This window comes from Gracilimonas mengyeensis, assembly GCF_900182705.1.
In the GTDB taxonomy this organism is placed as follows: Bacteria; Bacteroidota; Rhodothermia; order Balneolales; family Balneolaceae; genus Gracilimonas; species Gracilimonas mengyeensis.
The window spans coordinates 52,422-70,583 of record NZ_FXTP01000014.1; the positions used below are offsets into that span (position 1 = coordinate 52,422).

The following is an 18,162-nucleotide window of genomic DNA, read 5'->3' on the forward strand; positions in this document are numbered from 1 at the left end:
TTTGTTAAAGTTTGGTAGATTGTTAAAATCAGGAAGGACGTAACCGTTCAAAATTCCTTGTTCATTATTCGATATTCAATGTTCAAACACCTGTGCTTCCAAACCCGCCGTCGCCGCGTTCCGTTTCATCTAATTCGTCAACTTCCACCATGGGAAACTGCTTCACCGGGGCAATCACCATCTGGGCAATCCGGTCACCGTGTTCTACCACAAATTCTTCCTCGCCATGGTTGATAGCGATCACTTTGATTTCACCGCGGTAGTCGGCATCAATGGTTCCGGGCGTGTTTAGCATGGTGATGCCATTTCGAATCGCAAGGCCACTCCGGGGACGTATCTGCGCCTCAAAACCTTCAGGCAAGGCCATTTGTAAGCCGGTAGGAATAAGCTTGCGCTCTCCGGGCCGTAAAGTCATAGGCGCTTCCAGTGCTGCCCTAAGGTCCATGCCTGCCGCAGACACCGACTCATAGTTCGGCAATGGTAAGTCTTTGGCATGTTCCAGTTTCTTGATCAATACATTCTTCATAGTTCTTCGCGGTTGTATTCAATTAATCTCACAATGACGTTGCCCCAAATGACTTTCACACGGGCTTCAAGGGGCACCCGCAGGTCGTCGTCTAAAAACCAGGCCCTGAAATCTCCAGAGAAACCAAAGGGCCCTGAAATATTTTCTGTAGTGCCATTCATCTTATAGGCCATGATGGAGTCATCAAAAGGCTCATAATTTCGCTCTTCTTTTTCGGTAGAATTTTCAGCAATTACATACCCTTTCTTCTTGCTCACATAAACCGGCATTTTGTAGGATTCCTCACTGCCGGCAAACAATCGGGAAAAGTAAAAGATGACATGACCGGAAGTTGCCGGTTCTTCCAGTGCCAGGGTGTCGCGGGTATCGTCCTCTTCTTTGTAATGAACAATGCCTTCTTCGCGATCAAAAGTGTAGACAATTTCTTTGAATTCCTCTTCATCCACATTGTCTTTCCAAAATTTGGATTCCACCGGCAAGCCCTCATCATTCACAAAAAACAAGCTGTAGTAGCGATCCAGTTCTTTGCCAATAAAGGGGATGCTGGAGTTCGACTCCATCTCGGTAAGCAAAAGTTTATGCTGTTTTCCTTCATAGGTAGAGTCGCTGAGCAGCTCCACATTCACCCATCCCAGTTTAAAAAATCCGTACTTCACCTCGTAGCGAAAGGTTTCTTTGACGTTAAAAAGATCTCCCATTTCGGGTGGAGAGGTACTTTCAGAGGGGAAGCCATGTTGGGCAATAGCCGGTGAGGAAATAAACAGGAAAACAGGCAATAGAAACTTCAGCATAAATATCTCAATGTGTTACTACAAAATTACACTCATTGCTCTTCTTCCTCATCCAGAAAAGACTCAAACGATTCTTCATCATAGCCCACCATCACGGCTTCATCTTTAATAATAACCGGTCTTTTTATCATGGTTTGATGGTTTAGCAGCTCTTCAAACAATTCTTTGTCACTGAGGTCTTTTTTGGCCAACCCCAGCTTCCGCCACATCATTCCGCGCTTGTTCACAAGTACATCCAGCCCCACTTTAAATTCCAGTTCTTTAAGCTCTTCACGCGATAGCGGGTCTTTTTTTACATCAACGAATTGATAATCTACCTCATGGTCTTCCATCCATTTTTTGGTATCTCTGATCTTATTACAGTTTTTAATCCCTACTACGTGAAGCTTGGCCATTTTTTGTATGAATGTTTTGTATTATTTGATGTGCTAAAGATACGGTTTGTTTTCCGAAATTCGAATGTAATGAACAACTTCTTCCCCCTTTTGATGCCCAGATATTTTTCAGTCATTGTCCTTTCTGTTTTTGTGATTCTCGGTGCCGGATGTGCCCAAAATAGTGACCAGCGAGAATTTGAACAGGAAGCCTATGGTCCACCTCAGAATTATACCGAAACCAGCTTTGATGGTGAAATTCTTTCTACCGATGAAGATGACTGGCGCACCTCTCCCCTTTACCAGGGATTGGTACGCATTCAGCAACCTCCCTTTCCCAATCCTGTCAATACCTCTACCGTGATACGCTTTAACATCTATGTAACCGGCGTTCAATCCGTAAATGGCATTGAAGTATTTACGCGCTACAACAATGGTGAATTCAGCTCTCCCCTCTACTTTGATTATGAGACCTTATCCCCCGGAGAGACAGAAATCCAGATCAACCCCATGGAACTGGGCCGCTTTAACAATGTGGAAAGTGCCCGCGGCCTGCACCGTATCTTTATATTTACCGGCAATCAGCAGATGATTTCTTACGGCGATGTGCTGGTGGAGTGAGTGGGATTCAAGATTCAAGATTCAAGATTCAAGATTTAAAATTGAAGATTTAAGATTGCCATCCGGTATCCATCTGACGGCTGAATTAAAGCCACGTAACCATAATCCTGCTCCGAATTCTCGGGGCCGTCTGATGGATTTATCCGGCATAAACCACCTTCATCTCTGAGATAATCTGAAATTTTCAATCTTTAATCTTCAATTCATTCTTCCGTTTGAAAAACGCTTCCAAAAACCCTAATCTTTTCTACAATTCAGAATCATAAACAGCATAGTTACATGAACGTTAAAAAAGTAGCAGTGATTGGTGGCGGAACCATGGGTAACGGCATCGCTCACGTATTTGCCATGAACGGCATTTCCGTAAATCTCGTAGAAACCAAGCAGGCCTTCGCTGACCGAGCCCTCGATACCATCAGTAACAACCTGGACCGGATGGTGAAAAAGGAAAAAATCAGCGAGGATGACAAAACTGAAACCCTGGGTAACATCAGTATCTACCTGGATGTAGGCGAAGGTGTGGAGGATGTAGACCTGGTGGTTGAAGCAGTACCTGAAAATTTTGAGCTTAAGAAGAAAGTGTGGAAACAAGCCGATGATGCAGCTCCGGAGCATGCGATTCTGGCATCCAACACCTCTTCAATTTCTATCACTAAACTGGCTGCACTCACCTCTCGTCCCGAGAGTTTTATTGGCATGCACTTTTTCAATCCCGTTCCCGTGATGAAAATGGTTGAAGTGGTACGCGGACTGGAAACGATCGACAGTGTGTATCAGACCGTAAAGGAAACCGCTGAGCATTTAAATAAAGTACCGGTTCCGGTCAATGATTCACCCGGCTTTGTATCCAACCGCGTGCTGATGCCCATGATCAACGAAGCCATTTTCACCGTGGGTGAAGGCGTTGCTACTCCCGAACATGTGGACGAAGTAATGAAGCTTGGTATGGCACATCCTATGGGACCATTGCGACTGGCAGATTTTATCGGGCTGGATGTGTGCCTGGATATCCTGAACGTATTGTATGATGGATTTAAAGATCCGAAATACCGCCCCGCTCCCCTGCTGGTAAAAATGGTGGATGCTGGCAAGCTCGGAAACAAAACCGGCGAAGGCTTTTATAGCTATGATTAGATAACCGATTTGTTAAAGGCGATTGGGAATTGGGTGTACTCTACCTACATCCTTTTCCCATCTTTAAAATGAAGATCCTAAAGTCTCACAAGATCTCTTAAGTCTTACAGCGAGCCTTATAGTACCATGTCTACCGAGCGCTGACTTAAGAGCACAAGTCCCGCAAGTCTCTGACTTGCCTCATCGCAACTACCCTTCTGCTTACCAATTGCCCTCAGTGGAAGTCGGAGACTCCCTGAGCTACTACTTTCCAATTACCGCTTCGCTCAAACTGAAAAGATCACTTGATGGGTTATAGCGAAGAATCAATCCTGTAAACCCAGGTTCAAAACCTACAGCTGGGACACCGCATAATGATAAGCCCCTAAAGTAATCGCCTGACTCGTCCCCAGCCGGCTCAACCCCACCCCCGATTTCTTCTTTTCAAAATACGGCACTTTCCTTGATGTAGACGGAAGTTCCACCTCCTTCACTTCATTCTTCAGGAATTCCTTTAAGGCCCAGTCTTGTTCAATGTTGTACATCTTTTGAATGATACGGGATGATTTCTTTCCATTCAGCAATTCAAAAGAGCTATTCAGTTGATCCATCATCGCCCCGGCGAAAAGTGGGTATGCGCCTGCAATGCCGCCTCCTATCACTATCAGTCCGTCGAAGATGGAAACCAGGGTGGCCACGGCATCGCCGAGCACTTCGCCGTATCTCAGGAAAGCTTCCCGGGCGGCCGGTTGAACGCCTTCGGCTTCTCCTTTCGAAATTTTGTAGATTTCGTAGGGTTCAGGTGCTTTAGCAGGATCCATCGCAATTTGTTCAGCGTACATACGCTTAAGCGCCCGAATACTGATAGTATCTTCCGCAAAGGAATACGGATGGCGTTTGTTGCGGAATTTCCACGCTTCCGCAGCCGCACTGTTGTCCCCTTCCAGCATCATACCGTTGATAGATACGCCCACGCCAAAACCGGTTCCCAGCGTGATACCCACCAAGTTTTTGTACCGCTTTGGATTCCCGGCCTCTTCCAACCGTTTATTCACCCATGGCAAAAAACCCGCTTTAGATTCACCGTACGCAAACAGGCATCCGTCGTTGTTGATGAAGACGGGCAGTTGAAACTCCTCTTCCAAAATGGGGCCTAATGGAACCCCGCCACCACGAAAAGCCGGCAAGTTGGGCAGCTCCCCGATTACGCCGTGCCGGTAGTCGGCCGGTCCCGGAAAGGCAAAGCTGATGGCAGACGGTTTTTGATCCAGTTCCTTAATAAGCTCGAGGAATCCCTGTTTCAGATAGGCTATGCATTGATCTAAATCTTCAGCCTGAGCAGGCAGCGCTAGGGTATCACCCAGCTGCTGTTCCTGTTGGATGGCTGAAAAACTAAAATTGGTTCCCCCTGCATCAAGGGTTAGTATAATGGGCGGTTGTTTCATGATGCCCAATGATAGCCAACCGGCCGGAAGGTTACAATGTTGGTTATTGGGAATTGGGAATTGGGAATTGGGAATTGGGAATTAGGAATTGGTTACTGGTTGATACAACATCGTAACCTCGTTCCCAACGTCCTCGTTGGGAACGTCTATGTGAAGCTCCTGCTTCATAGGATATGAGGCACCAATGTTAATGGTCCCTTAAACAGAATAACGAATAGTGGAAAAACCAATAAACCGATTTGTGATGCTAGCCCTGCCGGTCGTTAGGATCAATACTCCCTCCTTTCCGTGCTTTAGTGCTTCCGTGGCAAACCACACCATCCCCAACAAACCACTAACAACTAACGAACCCCCACCTTCAGCCAAAAGAAACGCGGCCGATACATGTGCGGATAGTTCAGGATGTCGTTGAAATAATCCATCGAGATGGTATTGTAGCTGATCAGCAGCTCGTCTTCGGTAGATAGCACGGGATGGGCCTTGGCGTTATACGGGATGATGCCTGGCGGGTCGGACAGCTCCGGCACCTTCCGTATTTTTTGCACCGGACCAAAGGGCCCCACGGGGCTTTCCGCCACACGCACCGCCGTATATTCCCCGATACCATCCAATTGAAAAACCAGCAGGTAGCGGCCGTCGGGTAAAGGCGTCAGGCTCAGCTCGTTCGACACCCGGTTGGTGACCGGCTGCACTTGGTTGATATCCTCATTCCAATCCTCTCCATCCCAAAAGCGCCAGTGTTCAAACTCCAGGAACTGAGCTGGCTGCACCCGTGCCACCACCAGCTGTTTGTTCGGGTCCACCAGCCCGTACACGTACACAAAGCCATCGGGATTGGGCGCCCCGGCCCATTCCGTATTCACATATACGCCTGAGCCAAAAGTACCCTTGCCAAGGTTGGGGACATCCACATACAAGGGCGCATCTACCTGTTGCTGTGCTTCAAAAGGCGGCACAATTTCCCCACCCGGAATGGTAATGATGGTCACGCCCACCTGCTCAAAATCCCAGGAAGCTTCGCTGTGGTCCACCACCCGGTAGCCAAAAATATGCAGCGCTCCCCCCTGTTCTTTGTTAATGAAGCCATCGCCCATCCAGTAATATTCCTTCGGTTTCGACTGCGGAGTCTGCGGGCTGAAAAAGTTAACAGGCTTGCCGTCCGCATCCCGGTTCAGCAAAATATCCACCGTTTCTTCCGAAGGTGTGATGCCCTCCACCCAGGCCACCGAGTTGTTCACCATCTTAAAATTATACACCGTATCGCCATCCACCTGACCGGTCATGGTATCGGAGAAGGTGAGCAACGTTTGGCTGTTCTTCCCTGCCCCGATGCTTTCCTTTCCATCCATCGAAAAGGAAAAAATGCCGTCGGCTCCAAACCAGTCGCCCTTCCGGTAAAACAGTTCGCTCCACTCGGCCGCATCCCGCACGCTAAAGCTTTCCAGGGTATCGGGGTGATGTTTTTCCAGCGCCTGAGCGTTGGTATCCACCGGGGCCAGCAAAACCGCCAGGCCCGCAGTCATCAGTCCAAAAATTTTCAATCTATTCTTCCACATACCGCAGGATTTCCTCTTTCCAAACTTCATATCCTTCTCCGTTTAAGTGAAGCCCGTCAATACTGTAGGCCGGGTCCATCTTGCCGTCCTTACGGAACTGGCTCGCCAGGTCGATATAGATCAACCCAAGCTCTTTGCTAATAGACTGAAGCTGCCCGTTGATGTATTCGATGTCAGCATTGGGACGGGTAAAGTGTACTTGATCATCCACCGGCAGCACGCTCTGCAAGTAGATTTCTGTGTCGGGGGAATCGCTCATGATCCGGTCCAGGATTTTACGATAGTTATCCACCACGTATTCTTTGGATTTGCCGTAAGCCAGGTCGTTGGTTCCAATCATGATGAAAACTTTGTCCGGTTGTGACTCGGTCACTTCGCCCAAACGCTCCAGCACCCCGTCGGTATCATCCCCGCCAATGCCCCGGTTTTTGATATCCGGATTGTTCCCGAATAGCTCCGCCCATTCGGCATTGTCCGTGATGCTGTCGCCCAAAAACAGGATCTCGTCCGGCGTATTCGGCAGGTTTTCAAAGTGTTCTTTTTTGTGATAATAGTAGGCCTTCACCGCACGATTCCACTCAGCCAGTTCTTCCGCCTGACGGTCGTAAGCCATGATGCTGTCGATCTCGGCCTCAGTCAAAGTAGTACTAAGCGAAGGCGGTGCATCCTCGGCTCGGCTCCCCCAGTTTGTATTGGGATCGGGGCCCATTTCCAGCTCCAGCATGCCGCCATCCACCAAATCTTTGTGATAGAACCAGGGCTTGCTGAGCAGTTTCCCATCCAGTTTGGCGGATTGGATGTACCGGTTTTCTTTGGAGGTCCCGTTCGCCTTAATCACAAAGGTTCCGCCCGGGTAGTAGGCCTCATCCAAATGGATGGTGATTTTCTCAAAAAGCGGACTTCCCAGCTCATAGACCGGATTCACCGAAGCACCGCCGTCCATCTGGAATAATCCCATGGCGCTCATCACAAACCATGCGCCCATCTGGCCCTGGTCTTCGTCGCCCAGCCAGCCGCCTTCCGGGGTGGTTCCGTAGTAATTATCCATAATTTCCCGGCTCCAGTACTGAGTGAGCCACGGCTTGCCGGAGTAATTGAACAAATAGGCCGCCTGCATATTGGGTTGATTCCCGTGGTTGATCGGCAACACGCCCATGCCGTGTAAACTGTTATCGCCCAAATGCTCGGAATTGAATTTGTGTGGGGCCGACTCCTCAAACCCTTTTTGCAAGCGATCATTGAATTCGTCTTTACCAAGTAAACCGATCAGGCCGTTCACATCGTGAGGAACAAAATAGGTAAACTGCCACGCGTTGCCTTCCACCCAGCCGGAGCCCAGAAAGGTCACATCCCCAAAAGGACTAAAGTTCTCCACCCAATCGCCATTGGCGTATTTGCGGCGCATGTATCCCACTTCAGAATCAAAAACATTCTTGTAGTTAAAAGCCCGCTTGGTAAACTCCTTGTAATCTTTTTCTTTGCCGAGGGCTTTAGCCATCTGCGCCACCGTCCAGTCGTCATAGGCATACTCCAGCGTGTTGGACACCGGTCCGTCCTCATCCGGTACATACCCATGGGCGATGTATTCTTCCAGGTTCCGGTTTCCCACATACCCGCCGGCCTCGTAGGGATGCCCCGGCACAGTTTGCAGCTTGTGGATGGCTTCGTACATCTTGCCCACATCGTAATTTCGGATGCCTTTGTGATAAGCATTCGTCAGCAGGCTGATTTGGTGCGAGGCCACCATAATCCCCGAATATTCGATGCCCGTGGGACCTTTGGGCAGCCATCCGCCCTTGTCATAAATTTCCAGCATGGAGTTCACCCAGTTATTGGCGATATCCGGTGTAGCCAGCGACCACAACTGGTTCAAATTCCAGAAGGTAATCCAGAAGCCGTCACTGCCGTAAACGGGCATATCCGGATCTATCTGCTGCACCTTTTCGTACATGTCCATGTATTTGCCGTTTACATCGGTCCAGGTTGTCCGGCCGGCATAGGCGCGGTACAGGTTGGTATAAAACTTGGTGGTATTTTCTTCGCTTCCGCCTTCCACTTCAATTACTGAGAGCAAATCATTCCACGTCTGCTTGTTGTCGGCGCGAACCTGCTCAAAATCCCAGTCGTAGTGATCCAGCTCGGTTTCCAGGTTGAGGCGGGCCTGCTCCACGCTCACCAGCGAGATGCCGGTTTGCATCATAATCTGCTCTCCTTCTTCGGTTTCAAATTCCAGGAAGGTGCCTACATCCTTGTGCCCGAATCCAGAAGAAACTTGCTCCACATTCCGGTAGATTTCCTCTTTCACCCATCCGTTCATGCTTTTAAACGGCTTGTTGAAGCGGATCACGAAGTTCAGCACGTACTCGTTGTAATTGGCCTTGCGCAGGCTCTGTTGGTACGAAACGCCTTCAATTTCATTATCGCTTACTTTGGTGATGTTGGTATAACCGATCTCATAATTGTATTCGGAGGGGGTTAACAGATCGATTAGGATACGGGAGGAATCGCTCTCCGGGAAAGTATAGCGGTGAAAGCCGGTTCGCATGGTGGTGGTCAGTTCGGCCTTCACGTCGTAATCATCCAACACGACCGAATAATAGCCGGGTTCGGCCTGCTCGGTTTCGTGGCGGAAATGGGAACGGTATCCACGATCCGGGTCTTTCTCGGTGCCCGGTTTGATCTTCAGCTCGCCATTGGCAGGCACGGTTAGCAGTCCGGCCATGGTCCACGAGTGCAGGTGGCTGAAACCGGCGATATTGTTGATGGCATAATCATAGCCGGCTTTCCAGCCCCGCTCTTGGTTGTCCGGGCTGAGCTTCACCATCCCAAAGGGCATGGTGGGACCGGGGAACATAATCCAGCGGGAGTCGTGACTGCCAATCAGCGGGTCTACATAATCCACCGGCTGTTTTTGTTGGGCTGAAAGAGATACAGAACTGCTGATCACAAACAGTAAAAGCAGTAGTTTCGTCAGGAGTTTATCCATGATTATTTGGGTTGATAGCTGTGAAAATTTTTATGTAACACAATATTGTTATTAGCTTGAACCCTGTGTCCCTTCGGAGGGACCGGTTTTTCAGCAGCTATTGCGCTGCTGAAAAACCAGGGAGGGCAGTATTTAAAACGCTTATAATCGCTGAGGAAATCATTAAAATCCGTGACCATCCGGCTGATCCGTGTCATCTGTGTTCTGTATCATTCGTTCAAATAGCTTCATAGCCCTTGGCTACATTTACCCACCCCTCAATCCCCGCCCAAGCGGGGAAGCTCTTTTGGTGATAATGAACCCAGCTTCAACTGAATTCCAATAGGATGTTTCTATCCATAGGATTTTAAAAACCGCTAACGCGTTTCCTCTCCCGGAAGAGGAACAAGGTGAGGGTGGTTGTCGCAAAGGCATCTGATGATGACCTCCAGCAACTCCCTCGTTCTTTCGATTAAACCATCGGGGAATTTTTTAGCGAATTTTTCCTGTTCAGTAAGTCAATGTTTATTTCATAATTATATCCGAATGGAACGCGGATGACGCTGATCTGAGGGATGATCGCTGAGAAATATCATTTAAAATCCGTGATGATCCGCCCGATCCGTGTTATCCGGGTTCTGTTCCATTTTTTCAAAATCTTAGTAGTCCTTGGCTACATTTACCCACCCCTTAATCCCCGCCCAAGCGGGGAAATTCCTTGGTGGGAGTGAAGCTAAAGTCATCATTTCTTCAGTAAAAAAATCCGTGACCATCCAACAAATCCGTACCATCTGTGATCCTATTCCTCCATATGCTCCGATTCCGCCATTTCTACCTTCCCGTCTTTAGCCGTCAGGGTATAATAGGTATCGCCGTATTTCACGTTGTACAGGGTTCCTGAAAAGTCCGGCTTGTCCTGATCGATGATGGCCGGGCCGTTTACATCCGGGTAAAAGCCAAAGAAATTCTTCAGCATCACCTGGGACATAGCGATACCTGATGAGGACTCCCGGTTGTGCCAGCCGCGCTGGGCTATTCGAACCCGGGCATTTTTCTCCCGCTTGTTTTCTCCCCACAGCTCATGAGCCTGCGCCCATATTCCTTCGCGGGTTACCGGGGCGATGTTGTGGTAAAAATCGAGGGCTTTATCCGGGTATCCGAGTTGCGTGAGGGCGTCCATGGTGCCGGCCGGCCAGCCGTCAAAGGCGCCCAGCGGACCATGATCGGGGCGATCTGAATCTTCTGCAGCTACATCCTGCAACGATTGTGCCCGCATCCAGTGATTAGTAATGAGCTCACGATACAGGAAGTCCATCATTTCCTGTTTGATATCTTCGGGGATGTCTTGCTGCACATACCGTCCCAGAAACATGAAATCCAGGGAATGTCGTACCTCTATGGTTTTACCGTCAGGATACAGGCTGTTCCAGACGCCATCTCCGGCATACAGCTTCAGCAGGCGCTCCATCATTTCATCAGACTGTGCCCTTAAATTCTTCGCTTTGGCCGAATCACCTTTCATTTTGGCCAAGTCTGCAGTCTCACGCATCATCCAAATGTAGGCCGCATTGAAAGATGGCACAATATGTTTGTAAGTCGGCACGGCCTCCAGCAGGTTCCATTCATCATCCCCAAAATCGGCCAGTTTGTAGATATCTTCCCTGGCTCCCTCCTGCCCGTAAATAGAGATTTCCTTCCAGTTCAGAGCGTATTTCTGGAGATGTTCATAGACAGTTTTCCCATCAATCACTTCATCCAGAAAGGCATAGTCGTTAGAAACAGTGAGATAAGAACGAATCATCTGGAACAATGCCCAGTAGTTGGCCGAGTAGCCATTCCCCACGCCAACGCCGCTGATATTATCCTTGCCATAGTGCAAACTGGGATCAATTTTGATCCAGGAAGCCAGGTGCTCGCGCATCATGGCGGGATCCACCACAGCCCACAAAGTCGACCACTCTGTGATATCCCAAAAGAAGGTGATGGAAGCGCCCCAGCGCGGACCGCCGGTTAAAAATACCTTATCGTGCTGCGGCAGGTTTTCATTCATGAGATACAGCATGGTGAGCGGACCGGTGTAGTAGACGCGTTTGGCCAGCGAATCATCCGTAGCCAGTACCGGGAAGGCGCCGGAGAGCAGCTCATTATCCGGCTTAAAGATCTCCTGCCAGCGATTTTTCCATTCCTCTTCAATTTGTTGAAATTGCTTCCCGAACTCATCACTCAGCAAACGGGCATCGGCCACAGCCTGCAGCAGGTTTTGATTTACCGTCATCACATAACGAAGGGTATAACTTTCACCGGCCTCTAATTCTATCATCTTTTTGCCTGTGGCTCCGCTGTTCAACACTTCATACTCCCAACCATCATCGGCAATGATGAATGCGGTTTTAGCAGCCGTTTCCTGGTCAGAAACCAATACGGTTTCTTCTAAAAGCTGACTTCTGTATTTATCACTTTGCAATATCTCTCGATCAGAGGGCCAGGTGAGCGTGACTTTCTTCTGCTGCGGCTTTCCGCCTACCAATTCTGTGGCAACGGTCTCCATGGAAGTAAAATCTTCGTTGAAATACTTGCGTACGTTCTCCACTTCCTCATCGCGGTTGGTGGTTCTTCCATCCATTTTGGGATAGGGATACCACCACTGCCATTCGCCACCGTATTGGCTGTTGAAACCAATCATGTCCAGTTCGAGATCCAGTCGGCGAGCTTCATCACTTGCATTTTTTATGGTGATTTCCCACATCAGACCATCTTTGCTGATAGGCATACGCGTGGAACTTGAGAGCTTGAGACCATTCCACTCTGCCTCACGTAATGCTTGCCAGGCCTGCCAGCGAAAAGAATGCACTTCCGGGATCTGCCCGTTTATACGTAACCGGCCGGTGTGATAGCCTCCCGAATATGGGGCCGACACAAACCAGCTCACCGAATTGATATCACGGTTCGTGAGGGCTTGTCCCCTAAAATTCCGGATGGATGGCTCCATATCTGCCGTATCCGCCGACACCCATTCGCCGGGCATCTCATCCAGCGATGGTATGTGCGAATACACCTCTTCGGAATGGGAACTGCAGGCGGTTGTTGCCACGATTAAACCAATGCTCAGATAACCCAATAGTGCTTTAACTTTCATATCTGTGTCAATCGGTTTGGTTGATGGCTAACTTGCTAAGGGCAAAAGTATATGCCCCCATACTCACGGCCGTGCTGGTCCCCAAGACGGACCTGCCCACGCCAATGCGGGGAGAATCATCGTAGCTAACCTGCTTATCAGTTCCGGGGATAGTGACCGTTTTAGGATTTCCTTTGATGAACTCCGCCGTCTCCCGCTCATCTTCCAAATCAAAGACGGAAAAAGACAGGCGGTCAGCTTCCTCTCCCTTGAAATTCACGTACTTTTTGCGGAGCGTTTTAAACATAGCCGGGGCAAACAACTCCCATCCGGCAGCCAGGCCGCCCCCTATTACAACAATACCATCGATAAGTGTAGCTGCATTGGCAATAGAATTTCCCAAAGCCATACCCAGCTGATGAAAAGCTTCCTTCGCTGCTTCCGGGTTTCCCTCTTTTTCGCCTTTAGCAATTTTGTATATGTCACCGGGCATCAGGCGGTCATTGAATTCGGTATCCGATTCTTCGGCATACACCCGCTGCACCGCTCGCGTGCTGATGGATTCTTCAGCATTCCAATCCGGGTTGATCACATTTAACGTATTGTGCACTTCGGCTCCGCAGGAGTTATCGCCGGTAAGCAACTTACCGTCCAGAACAATACCGCCGCCAAAGCCCGTGCCGATGGTTACGCCTACCAGGTTTCTAAAGCGCTTGGGACTTCCGGCTGCTTCCAGCTTCTTATTGACGGCCGGAAGAATGCCAGTCAGTGCTTCCCCGTAGGCAAATAAATCACCATCGTTATTGATGTACACAGGAATCCCAAACACATGCTCCAGCATCGGTCCTAAAGCCACATCACCGTTAAAGGCTTTGAAATTGGGAAGATTGCCGATGATGCCTTTCGGGTAATCGGCCGGACCGGGAAAAGCAAAACTGATGGCATCGGGTTTGGAATCGAGCTTCTCAGCCACGGTCTTAAAACCCTTTACCAGGTCTTTCAGACAGCGTTCAAGATCATGGGCATTGGCAGGCTGTGTTACCGGAGTTACAATTTCCTGATGGTCGCGCATGGCGGAAAACACAAAGTTGGTTCCGCCTGCATCTAAAGTGAGGATAATTTTTGAGGTATTCATAAATCAGGCTGTTTCTTGTTTTCCTTTTCCTAAAATGTACAGGGTGGCATAAGATACATACACCATACACCCGATAAGCACCAGTATGGGGGCTGTTTCTCCGAAATTTTGATTTACATAGCCCATAACCGGGGGTATGACTGCCCCACCGGATACCGCCAGTATAATTAAACCGGATACTTCGTTGGCATAATCGGGCATACGATCAATAGCAATGGAGAAAAGCAGCGGGAAGATATTGGAGAAGCCAAGTCCGGCCAGGAATACCATCGCCCAGGTAATCTCCAATACGGGACTGAGGATGATACCGGCCAAACCGATAAAGGTCATCACCAGGCTCACGATCATAAAAGTTCGTTCCGAGATGTAGCGCAGCAATATTCCCCCGGAGAATCTTCCTACCATCAGTGAGGCAAAATACACACTGATACCAAAGCCGGCCGTCTCCAGATCAAGGGCAAAACGGGAGGTCAGAAACAGGGCAATGTTGGAGTTCATGCCCACATCAAATCCTACGATCAGGAAGATCCCGAGCACCAACACAATCACCATTTTCTCTTTAAAAAGTTTGAGTACGCTGCTAAAAGTAGCAGGTGGTTTGGTGCTTTGCTTTTCTTCAATTTTGATGGATAAAAGCCAGACAGCAATCACAATGGAAATGACGGCATAAATTGGAAAAATCAGTTTCCAATCACCAAAAGTACGTACCAGGATGGCAATAAAAATAGGACTCAACAGGGCCGCTGAGGCTTTGATGAATTGGGAAAAGCTCAGGTTGGCCGACTGCGTTTGCTTGGTGGAGATATCAATCAGCAGCGGGTTGGCCGAAACCTGAAGGATAGTGTTTCCAATCCCCAGCAAACAAAAGCCCAGCACTACCGCCGGATAGGTATAGAGTATAAAGGGGATCAGGAGTCCCACCCCGGTCATAAAAATTCCGATGCTTACGGTTAGTTTTTTCCCTTTGCGGTCCTGGAAAATCCCGGTAGGCAGCGAGATAAGCGCAAACCAGATAAAAACCATGCTGGGCAACAGCTGGGCTACGCTGTCTGAAAGCTGGAAATCTTTCTGGACATAGCCGGTTGCTACTCCCACCAGGTCAACAAATCCCATGATGTAGAATGAGATCATGACGGGAGCAAATTTTTTGAACGAGGCTGACTTTGACATAAAACTCCTTGTGTTAATATTAGCTTCTTACAAATGCTTTGATGGTTGCTATTTCCTTACCCTCACTTTCTCCATAAGGTGCAATTTGATACTCCTTAATGTGAGCGGGAATAATGAAAGTTTCGGCATAGTTCACCACAAAAGGCTCGAATTCGTTTTCGGGGCTTGAGATGACTGCCTGCTTCCCTTCTACCAGGTTAAAGACCGTAACACTGCCGTTGGCGGTGTGCGTAACGGGCTTGCTAAACCAATGGCGCCGGGTCTCGATGAACTGGGAATTATGCAGTCCGGTCTTCTCCTCCCGCCAACCGTCTCCTTCAGCCACGGTTTCAAATTGGTTGATGAGCTCACCGGGTACCCATTCTTCATCATGCTCCCATCGGATCACTTTCTCACCGCGTTCAATGTTAATAGGACGTGGTTTGCCATCCAGTCCCAGGCGGTCCCAATCCCAGAGCTTAAAAGTGAAGATGTAGGGCGTAGCGCTGATTTCGAGCACCATACACCCTTCTCCCGAGCAATGCACCGTTCCGTTGGGAATGAGGAAATGGTCGTGCTTTTTGGCAGGGAAAGAGGCTGCATACTTATCGGCATCAAAAAAAGGACCGCCATTGTTAGCATGCTTCAGGTTTTCAATCATGGTATCCGGATCAATGCCCTTTTTCACCCCAAGATATACTTCAGCTCCCTCTTGGGCATCCATCATGTAGTAACTTTCATCCTGGGTATATTCGAGATTAAACTCCTGTTTGATGTACTCCTGTGAAGGGTGAACCTGTAAACTCAGGTTACCGCCATCGATGGTATCAAGGAAGTCGAAACGGATAGGAAATTCATCCCCGAAACGTTGATAGACCTCTTTGCCCAATAGTTCTTCAGGTTTAAAAAATACTACGTTAATGGAGGGCAGCTCCATCACTTCGCCGTTATCAAATTCATAAAGCACGCTGTTCTCTTCCGGCACGCAATTGAAACACCATGCAAAATTTTCGGGCTCTTCGTCCAGGCCGCACACTTCGCGCATCCACTGTCCGCCCCAAGGTCCCGGATCAAAAAACGGAACTACGCTAAATGGACGGTGAACGGTTTGCTCCAGGGCGAAATCGAAGGTAGCCTTGTCGATGAGCTTGGGAGCCTCTTTCTTGTTGGTATCCAATACAAAATCAATACGGTCATGCACCTGCTTTTTGAGCTTGTCACAAATGCGCCAGTCCACGAAAAAGCCACGCTTGTATTTATCCTCGATACCGGCTTCTGCGTTATTGATTCCAATATTGCTTACTTCGTTATTGCGCATCCGCTGCTGGATTTCCCACCGGGCCATATCGGCGTACACCAACACATCAGCCTCTTCAGCCACCAGTGAGGCACCGTATCCAAAAACAACCACCAGACCGGTTTCATCCTTCGCAATAGTATCCCGGATATGTTCTTTCTTCTCCGGATCGATCAGGTCATTCATCTCCAGTTTAGTAAGGCGCCCAAAAATACGGTCGTCGGTAACATCAGGCTGAGTAATGGTTCGTATCTGCTCTTCAGAAAACAAATAGTCTGAGGAATCAAACACCTCATCGGCTTCCAATTGATCTATTAAACCGGAACGGATTTCGTCCATATCGGTTCCCTGGTAGCATTCTACAGCCAGTATTTTTCGGGAGGATTCCAGTTCGTTGAGGTGTTGCTTAATTTTTCCTGTTATTGACTGCCACCCGGCAATACATTCTTTACCGGATATTCTGATAGCAGGGCTTTTTTCAAAAGTCATTGTAATAATTTTGGTCGTTAAATAGTTGATCTAAAATGAGTGTAAGTGAATAAGTCAGCTTTAGTAGCCGCTGTTTTGGGTCAGGTTATTGTTGATATTTCGCTCTCTCTGAGGAATAGGAAATAAAGTATGTGTAGGTGCCGGACTGGCATTTTCTTTGCCTGAAGCGTTAACCGTCTCCACCAGCTTACCCATGCGCACCAAATCGCCCCAGCGCTGGCCTTCCATCACAAATTCCCATCGTCGCTCCCTAAGGATGGCATCCCTGAACTGCTGATAATTCAATCCAGACAAATCAGGAAGCACATTGCGCTCAGTCTCACCATCAAAACGGGCTCTTTGGCGTACCTGGTTGATGGCAGCAAAGGCTTCGGCCGTGGGACCATTGTTGATCTCGTTCAGGGCTTCGGCATAAATCAGCAGAACGTCCGCATAGCGCAGGTAGATTACATCCGTATCGGTATTATTGGCCCGGGGCTCAGCTTCCTGGTCCCAGAATTTCCCGAAATGCGGTTCAAAGCTTACCGTAGAGCCATCGCTGTAGGTAAAAGACTCGATAAAGGTGACCGATTTACGGCGATCGTTATTGGCAAAACTGTCGTAAAGATCGTCAGTGGGGCGTTCCCAACCCTGTGCATTTTCAGGTCCTTCCCCGTCCTGATCCAAGCCGGAAGGCAGCAGGCGAACCAGATACTGGTTGGGTTTAAATCCTTCACTTTGTGTGCCGCTAAAATTCACCGCAAAGATGATTTCCCCTTCATTCATATTCTCAATCTTGAAGATGTCGGCATAATCATCCCATAAGAAGTAATTCCCCGAGTCGATTACTTCTTTAGATTTTTCGGCGGCAAGTTCAAATTGCCCCATATATAAATACACTTTGGAAAGCAGCGCCGTGGCAGCCATCGGAGTTGGACGCCCCTTGCCCACTCGGAAAGTTTCGCTCAGGTTTTGTTCGGCAAATTCAAGGTCTTCAATTACCTGCTGATACACCTCGGCGCGGGGAACACGGGGTTTGTAGGACGTGCTTACATCGGTAGTAGCTTCCACCATCAGTGGCACATCGCCAAAGGTGCGGGCCAGTTCAAAGTACATCATCCCGCGAATAAACCGGGCTTCGGATATAAGATGCTGCTTGCGGTTTTCAGCAAAATCGATGGCAGGTAAACGGTCAATTACCACGTTTGCCGCATTGATGGTTTTGTAGAGGTCCTGCCAATAAAACTCAATCCGGATGTTATCAGGCGTATGATTGAATTCAGACAAATTCCGGTATTCCTGGCTGGTGATGGTTTCAAAGGCGTTATCAGACACCAGGTCATGAAACACCCAATAATCGTTAAAGAATATCCCCCCAAAAGAAGGATCGAAAATACCCTGGGTTCCCACACTCAGATAATCATACAGGGCATTGGTAGCAGAAATAGCATCGCTTTCGGTTTGATAAAAGTTATCTGTTGTGATGGTCGATTTTGGATTTTCATCCAGGAAATCGCAGCTACTGAGCATTAACAGGCTGAATATGATTACGCTAAATTTCATGCTAAAAACGGTGGATCGGTTGGTTCGTGTTTTCATCATATGCT

13 protein-coding genes are annotated in these 18,162 nt (G+C 48.6%); 2 read left to right on the forward strand and 11 right to left on the reverse strand.

Translation table 11 applies throughout. The annotated features are described in order from the left end of the window. Positions 1-82 precede the first annotated feature (82 nt). Genes dut through FN815_RS15125 form a run of 3 tightly spaced genes read right to left on the reverse strand, consistent with a single transcriptional unit; the run spans position 83 to position 1,712 of the window. Entirely contained in the window at positions 83-526 is a 444-nt protein-coding gene (gene dut, locus FN815_RS15115; protein WP_142455493.1) for a dUTP diphosphatase, read from the reverse strand. Beyond that, positions 523-1,317, reverse strand: a complete 795-nt coding sequence (locus tag FN815_RS15120; protein ID WP_246075317.1) for a DUF3108 domain-containing protein — start codon at positions 1,315-1,317, stop codon at positions 523-525. The genes dut and FN815_RS15120 overlap by 4 nt, the downstream gene beginning before the upstream one ends. 32 nt (positions 1,318-1,349) lie before the next feature. Next, complete coding sequence (locus tag FN815_RS15125) at positions 1,350-1,712, reverse strand: arsenate reductase family protein (protein WP_142455494.1); 363 nt, start codon at positions 1,710-1,712, stop codon at positions 1,350-1,352. Positions 1,713-1,781: 69 nt separating this feature from the next. Between FN815_RS15125 and FN815_RS15130 the strand changes: the two genes are divergently transcribed. Both FN815_RS15130 and FN815_RS15135 read left to right on the forward strand, forming a co-directional pair. Next, entirely contained in the window at positions 1,782-2,312 is a 531-nt protein-coding gene (locus FN815_RS15130) for a hypothetical protein (protein WP_142455495.1), read from the forward strand. A gap of 279 nt (positions 2,313-2,591) precedes the next feature. Further along, positions 2,592-3,446: a 3-hydroxybutyryl-CoA dehydrogenase gene (locus FN815_RS15135; protein WP_142455496.1), complete on the forward strand. Its 855-nt coding sequence runs from the start codon at positions 2,592-2,594 to the stop codon at positions 3,444-3,446. 332 nt (positions 3,447-3,778) lie between these two features. Here FN815_RS15135 and FN815_RS15140 read toward each other — a convergent pair whose 3' ends face one another. The 8 genes from FN815_RS15140 to FN815_RS15175 form a co-directional block, all read right to left on the reverse strand. Further along, positions 3,779-4,870 (reverse strand): ROK family protein, encoded by a 1,092-nt coding sequence (locus tag FN815_RS15140; RefSeq protein ID WP_142455497.1) that lies wholly within the window; start codon positions 4,868-4,870, stop codon positions 3,779-3,781. Between the two features lie 341 nt (positions 4,871-5,211). Further along, positions 5,212-6,456, reverse strand: coding sequence for a DUF4185 domain-containing protein (locus FN815_RS15145; RefSeq protein WP_142455498.1), 1,245 nt, complete (start codon positions 6,454-6,456; stop codon positions 5,212-5,214). Beyond that, a complete protein-coding gene (locus FN815_RS15150) occupies positions 6,413-9,412 on the reverse strand; it encodes a GH92 family glycosyl hydrolase (protein ID WP_142455499.1) in 3,000 nt (999 codons plus the stop codon). Before FN815_RS15150 ends, FN815_RS15145 begins: the two co-directional genes overlap by 44 nt. A gap of 778 nt (positions 9,413-10,190) precedes the next feature. Next, entirely contained in the window at positions 10,191-12,527 is a 2,337-nt protein-coding gene (locus FN815_RS15155) for a hypothetical protein (RefSeq protein ID WP_142455500.1), read from the reverse strand. A gap of 7 nt (positions 12,528-12,534) precedes the next feature. Further along, the gene (locus tag FN815_RS15160; protein ID WP_142455501.1) at positions 12,535-13,641 is read right to left on the reverse strand and encodes an ROK family protein; all 1,107 of its coding nucleotides are present in this window, start codon (positions 13,639-13,641) and stop codon (positions 12,535-12,537) included. A gap of 3 nt (positions 13,642-13,644) precedes the next feature. Then, positions 13,645-14,811, reverse strand: a complete 1,167-nt coding sequence (locus FN815_RS15165) for an MFS transporter (protein ID WP_142455502.1) — start codon at positions 14,809-14,811, stop codon at positions 13,645-13,647. 19 nt (positions 14,812-14,830) lie between these two features. Next, positions 14,831-16,576 carry a class I mannose-6-phosphate isomerase gene (locus FN815_RS15170; protein ID WP_142455503.1) on the reverse strand — a complete coding sequence of 582 codons (1,746 nt, stop codon included), beginning with the start codon at positions 16,574-16,576 and terminating at the stop codon, positions 14,831-14,833. A 60-nt stretch (positions 16,577-16,636) separates the two neighbouring features. After that, positions 16,637-18,157 (reverse strand): RagB/SusD family nutrient uptake outer membrane protein, encoded by a 1,521-nt coding sequence (locus FN815_RS15175; RefSeq protein ID WP_142455504.1) that lies wholly within the window; start codon positions 18,155-18,157, stop codon positions 16,637-16,639. Positions 18,158-18,162 lie beyond the last annotated feature (5 nt).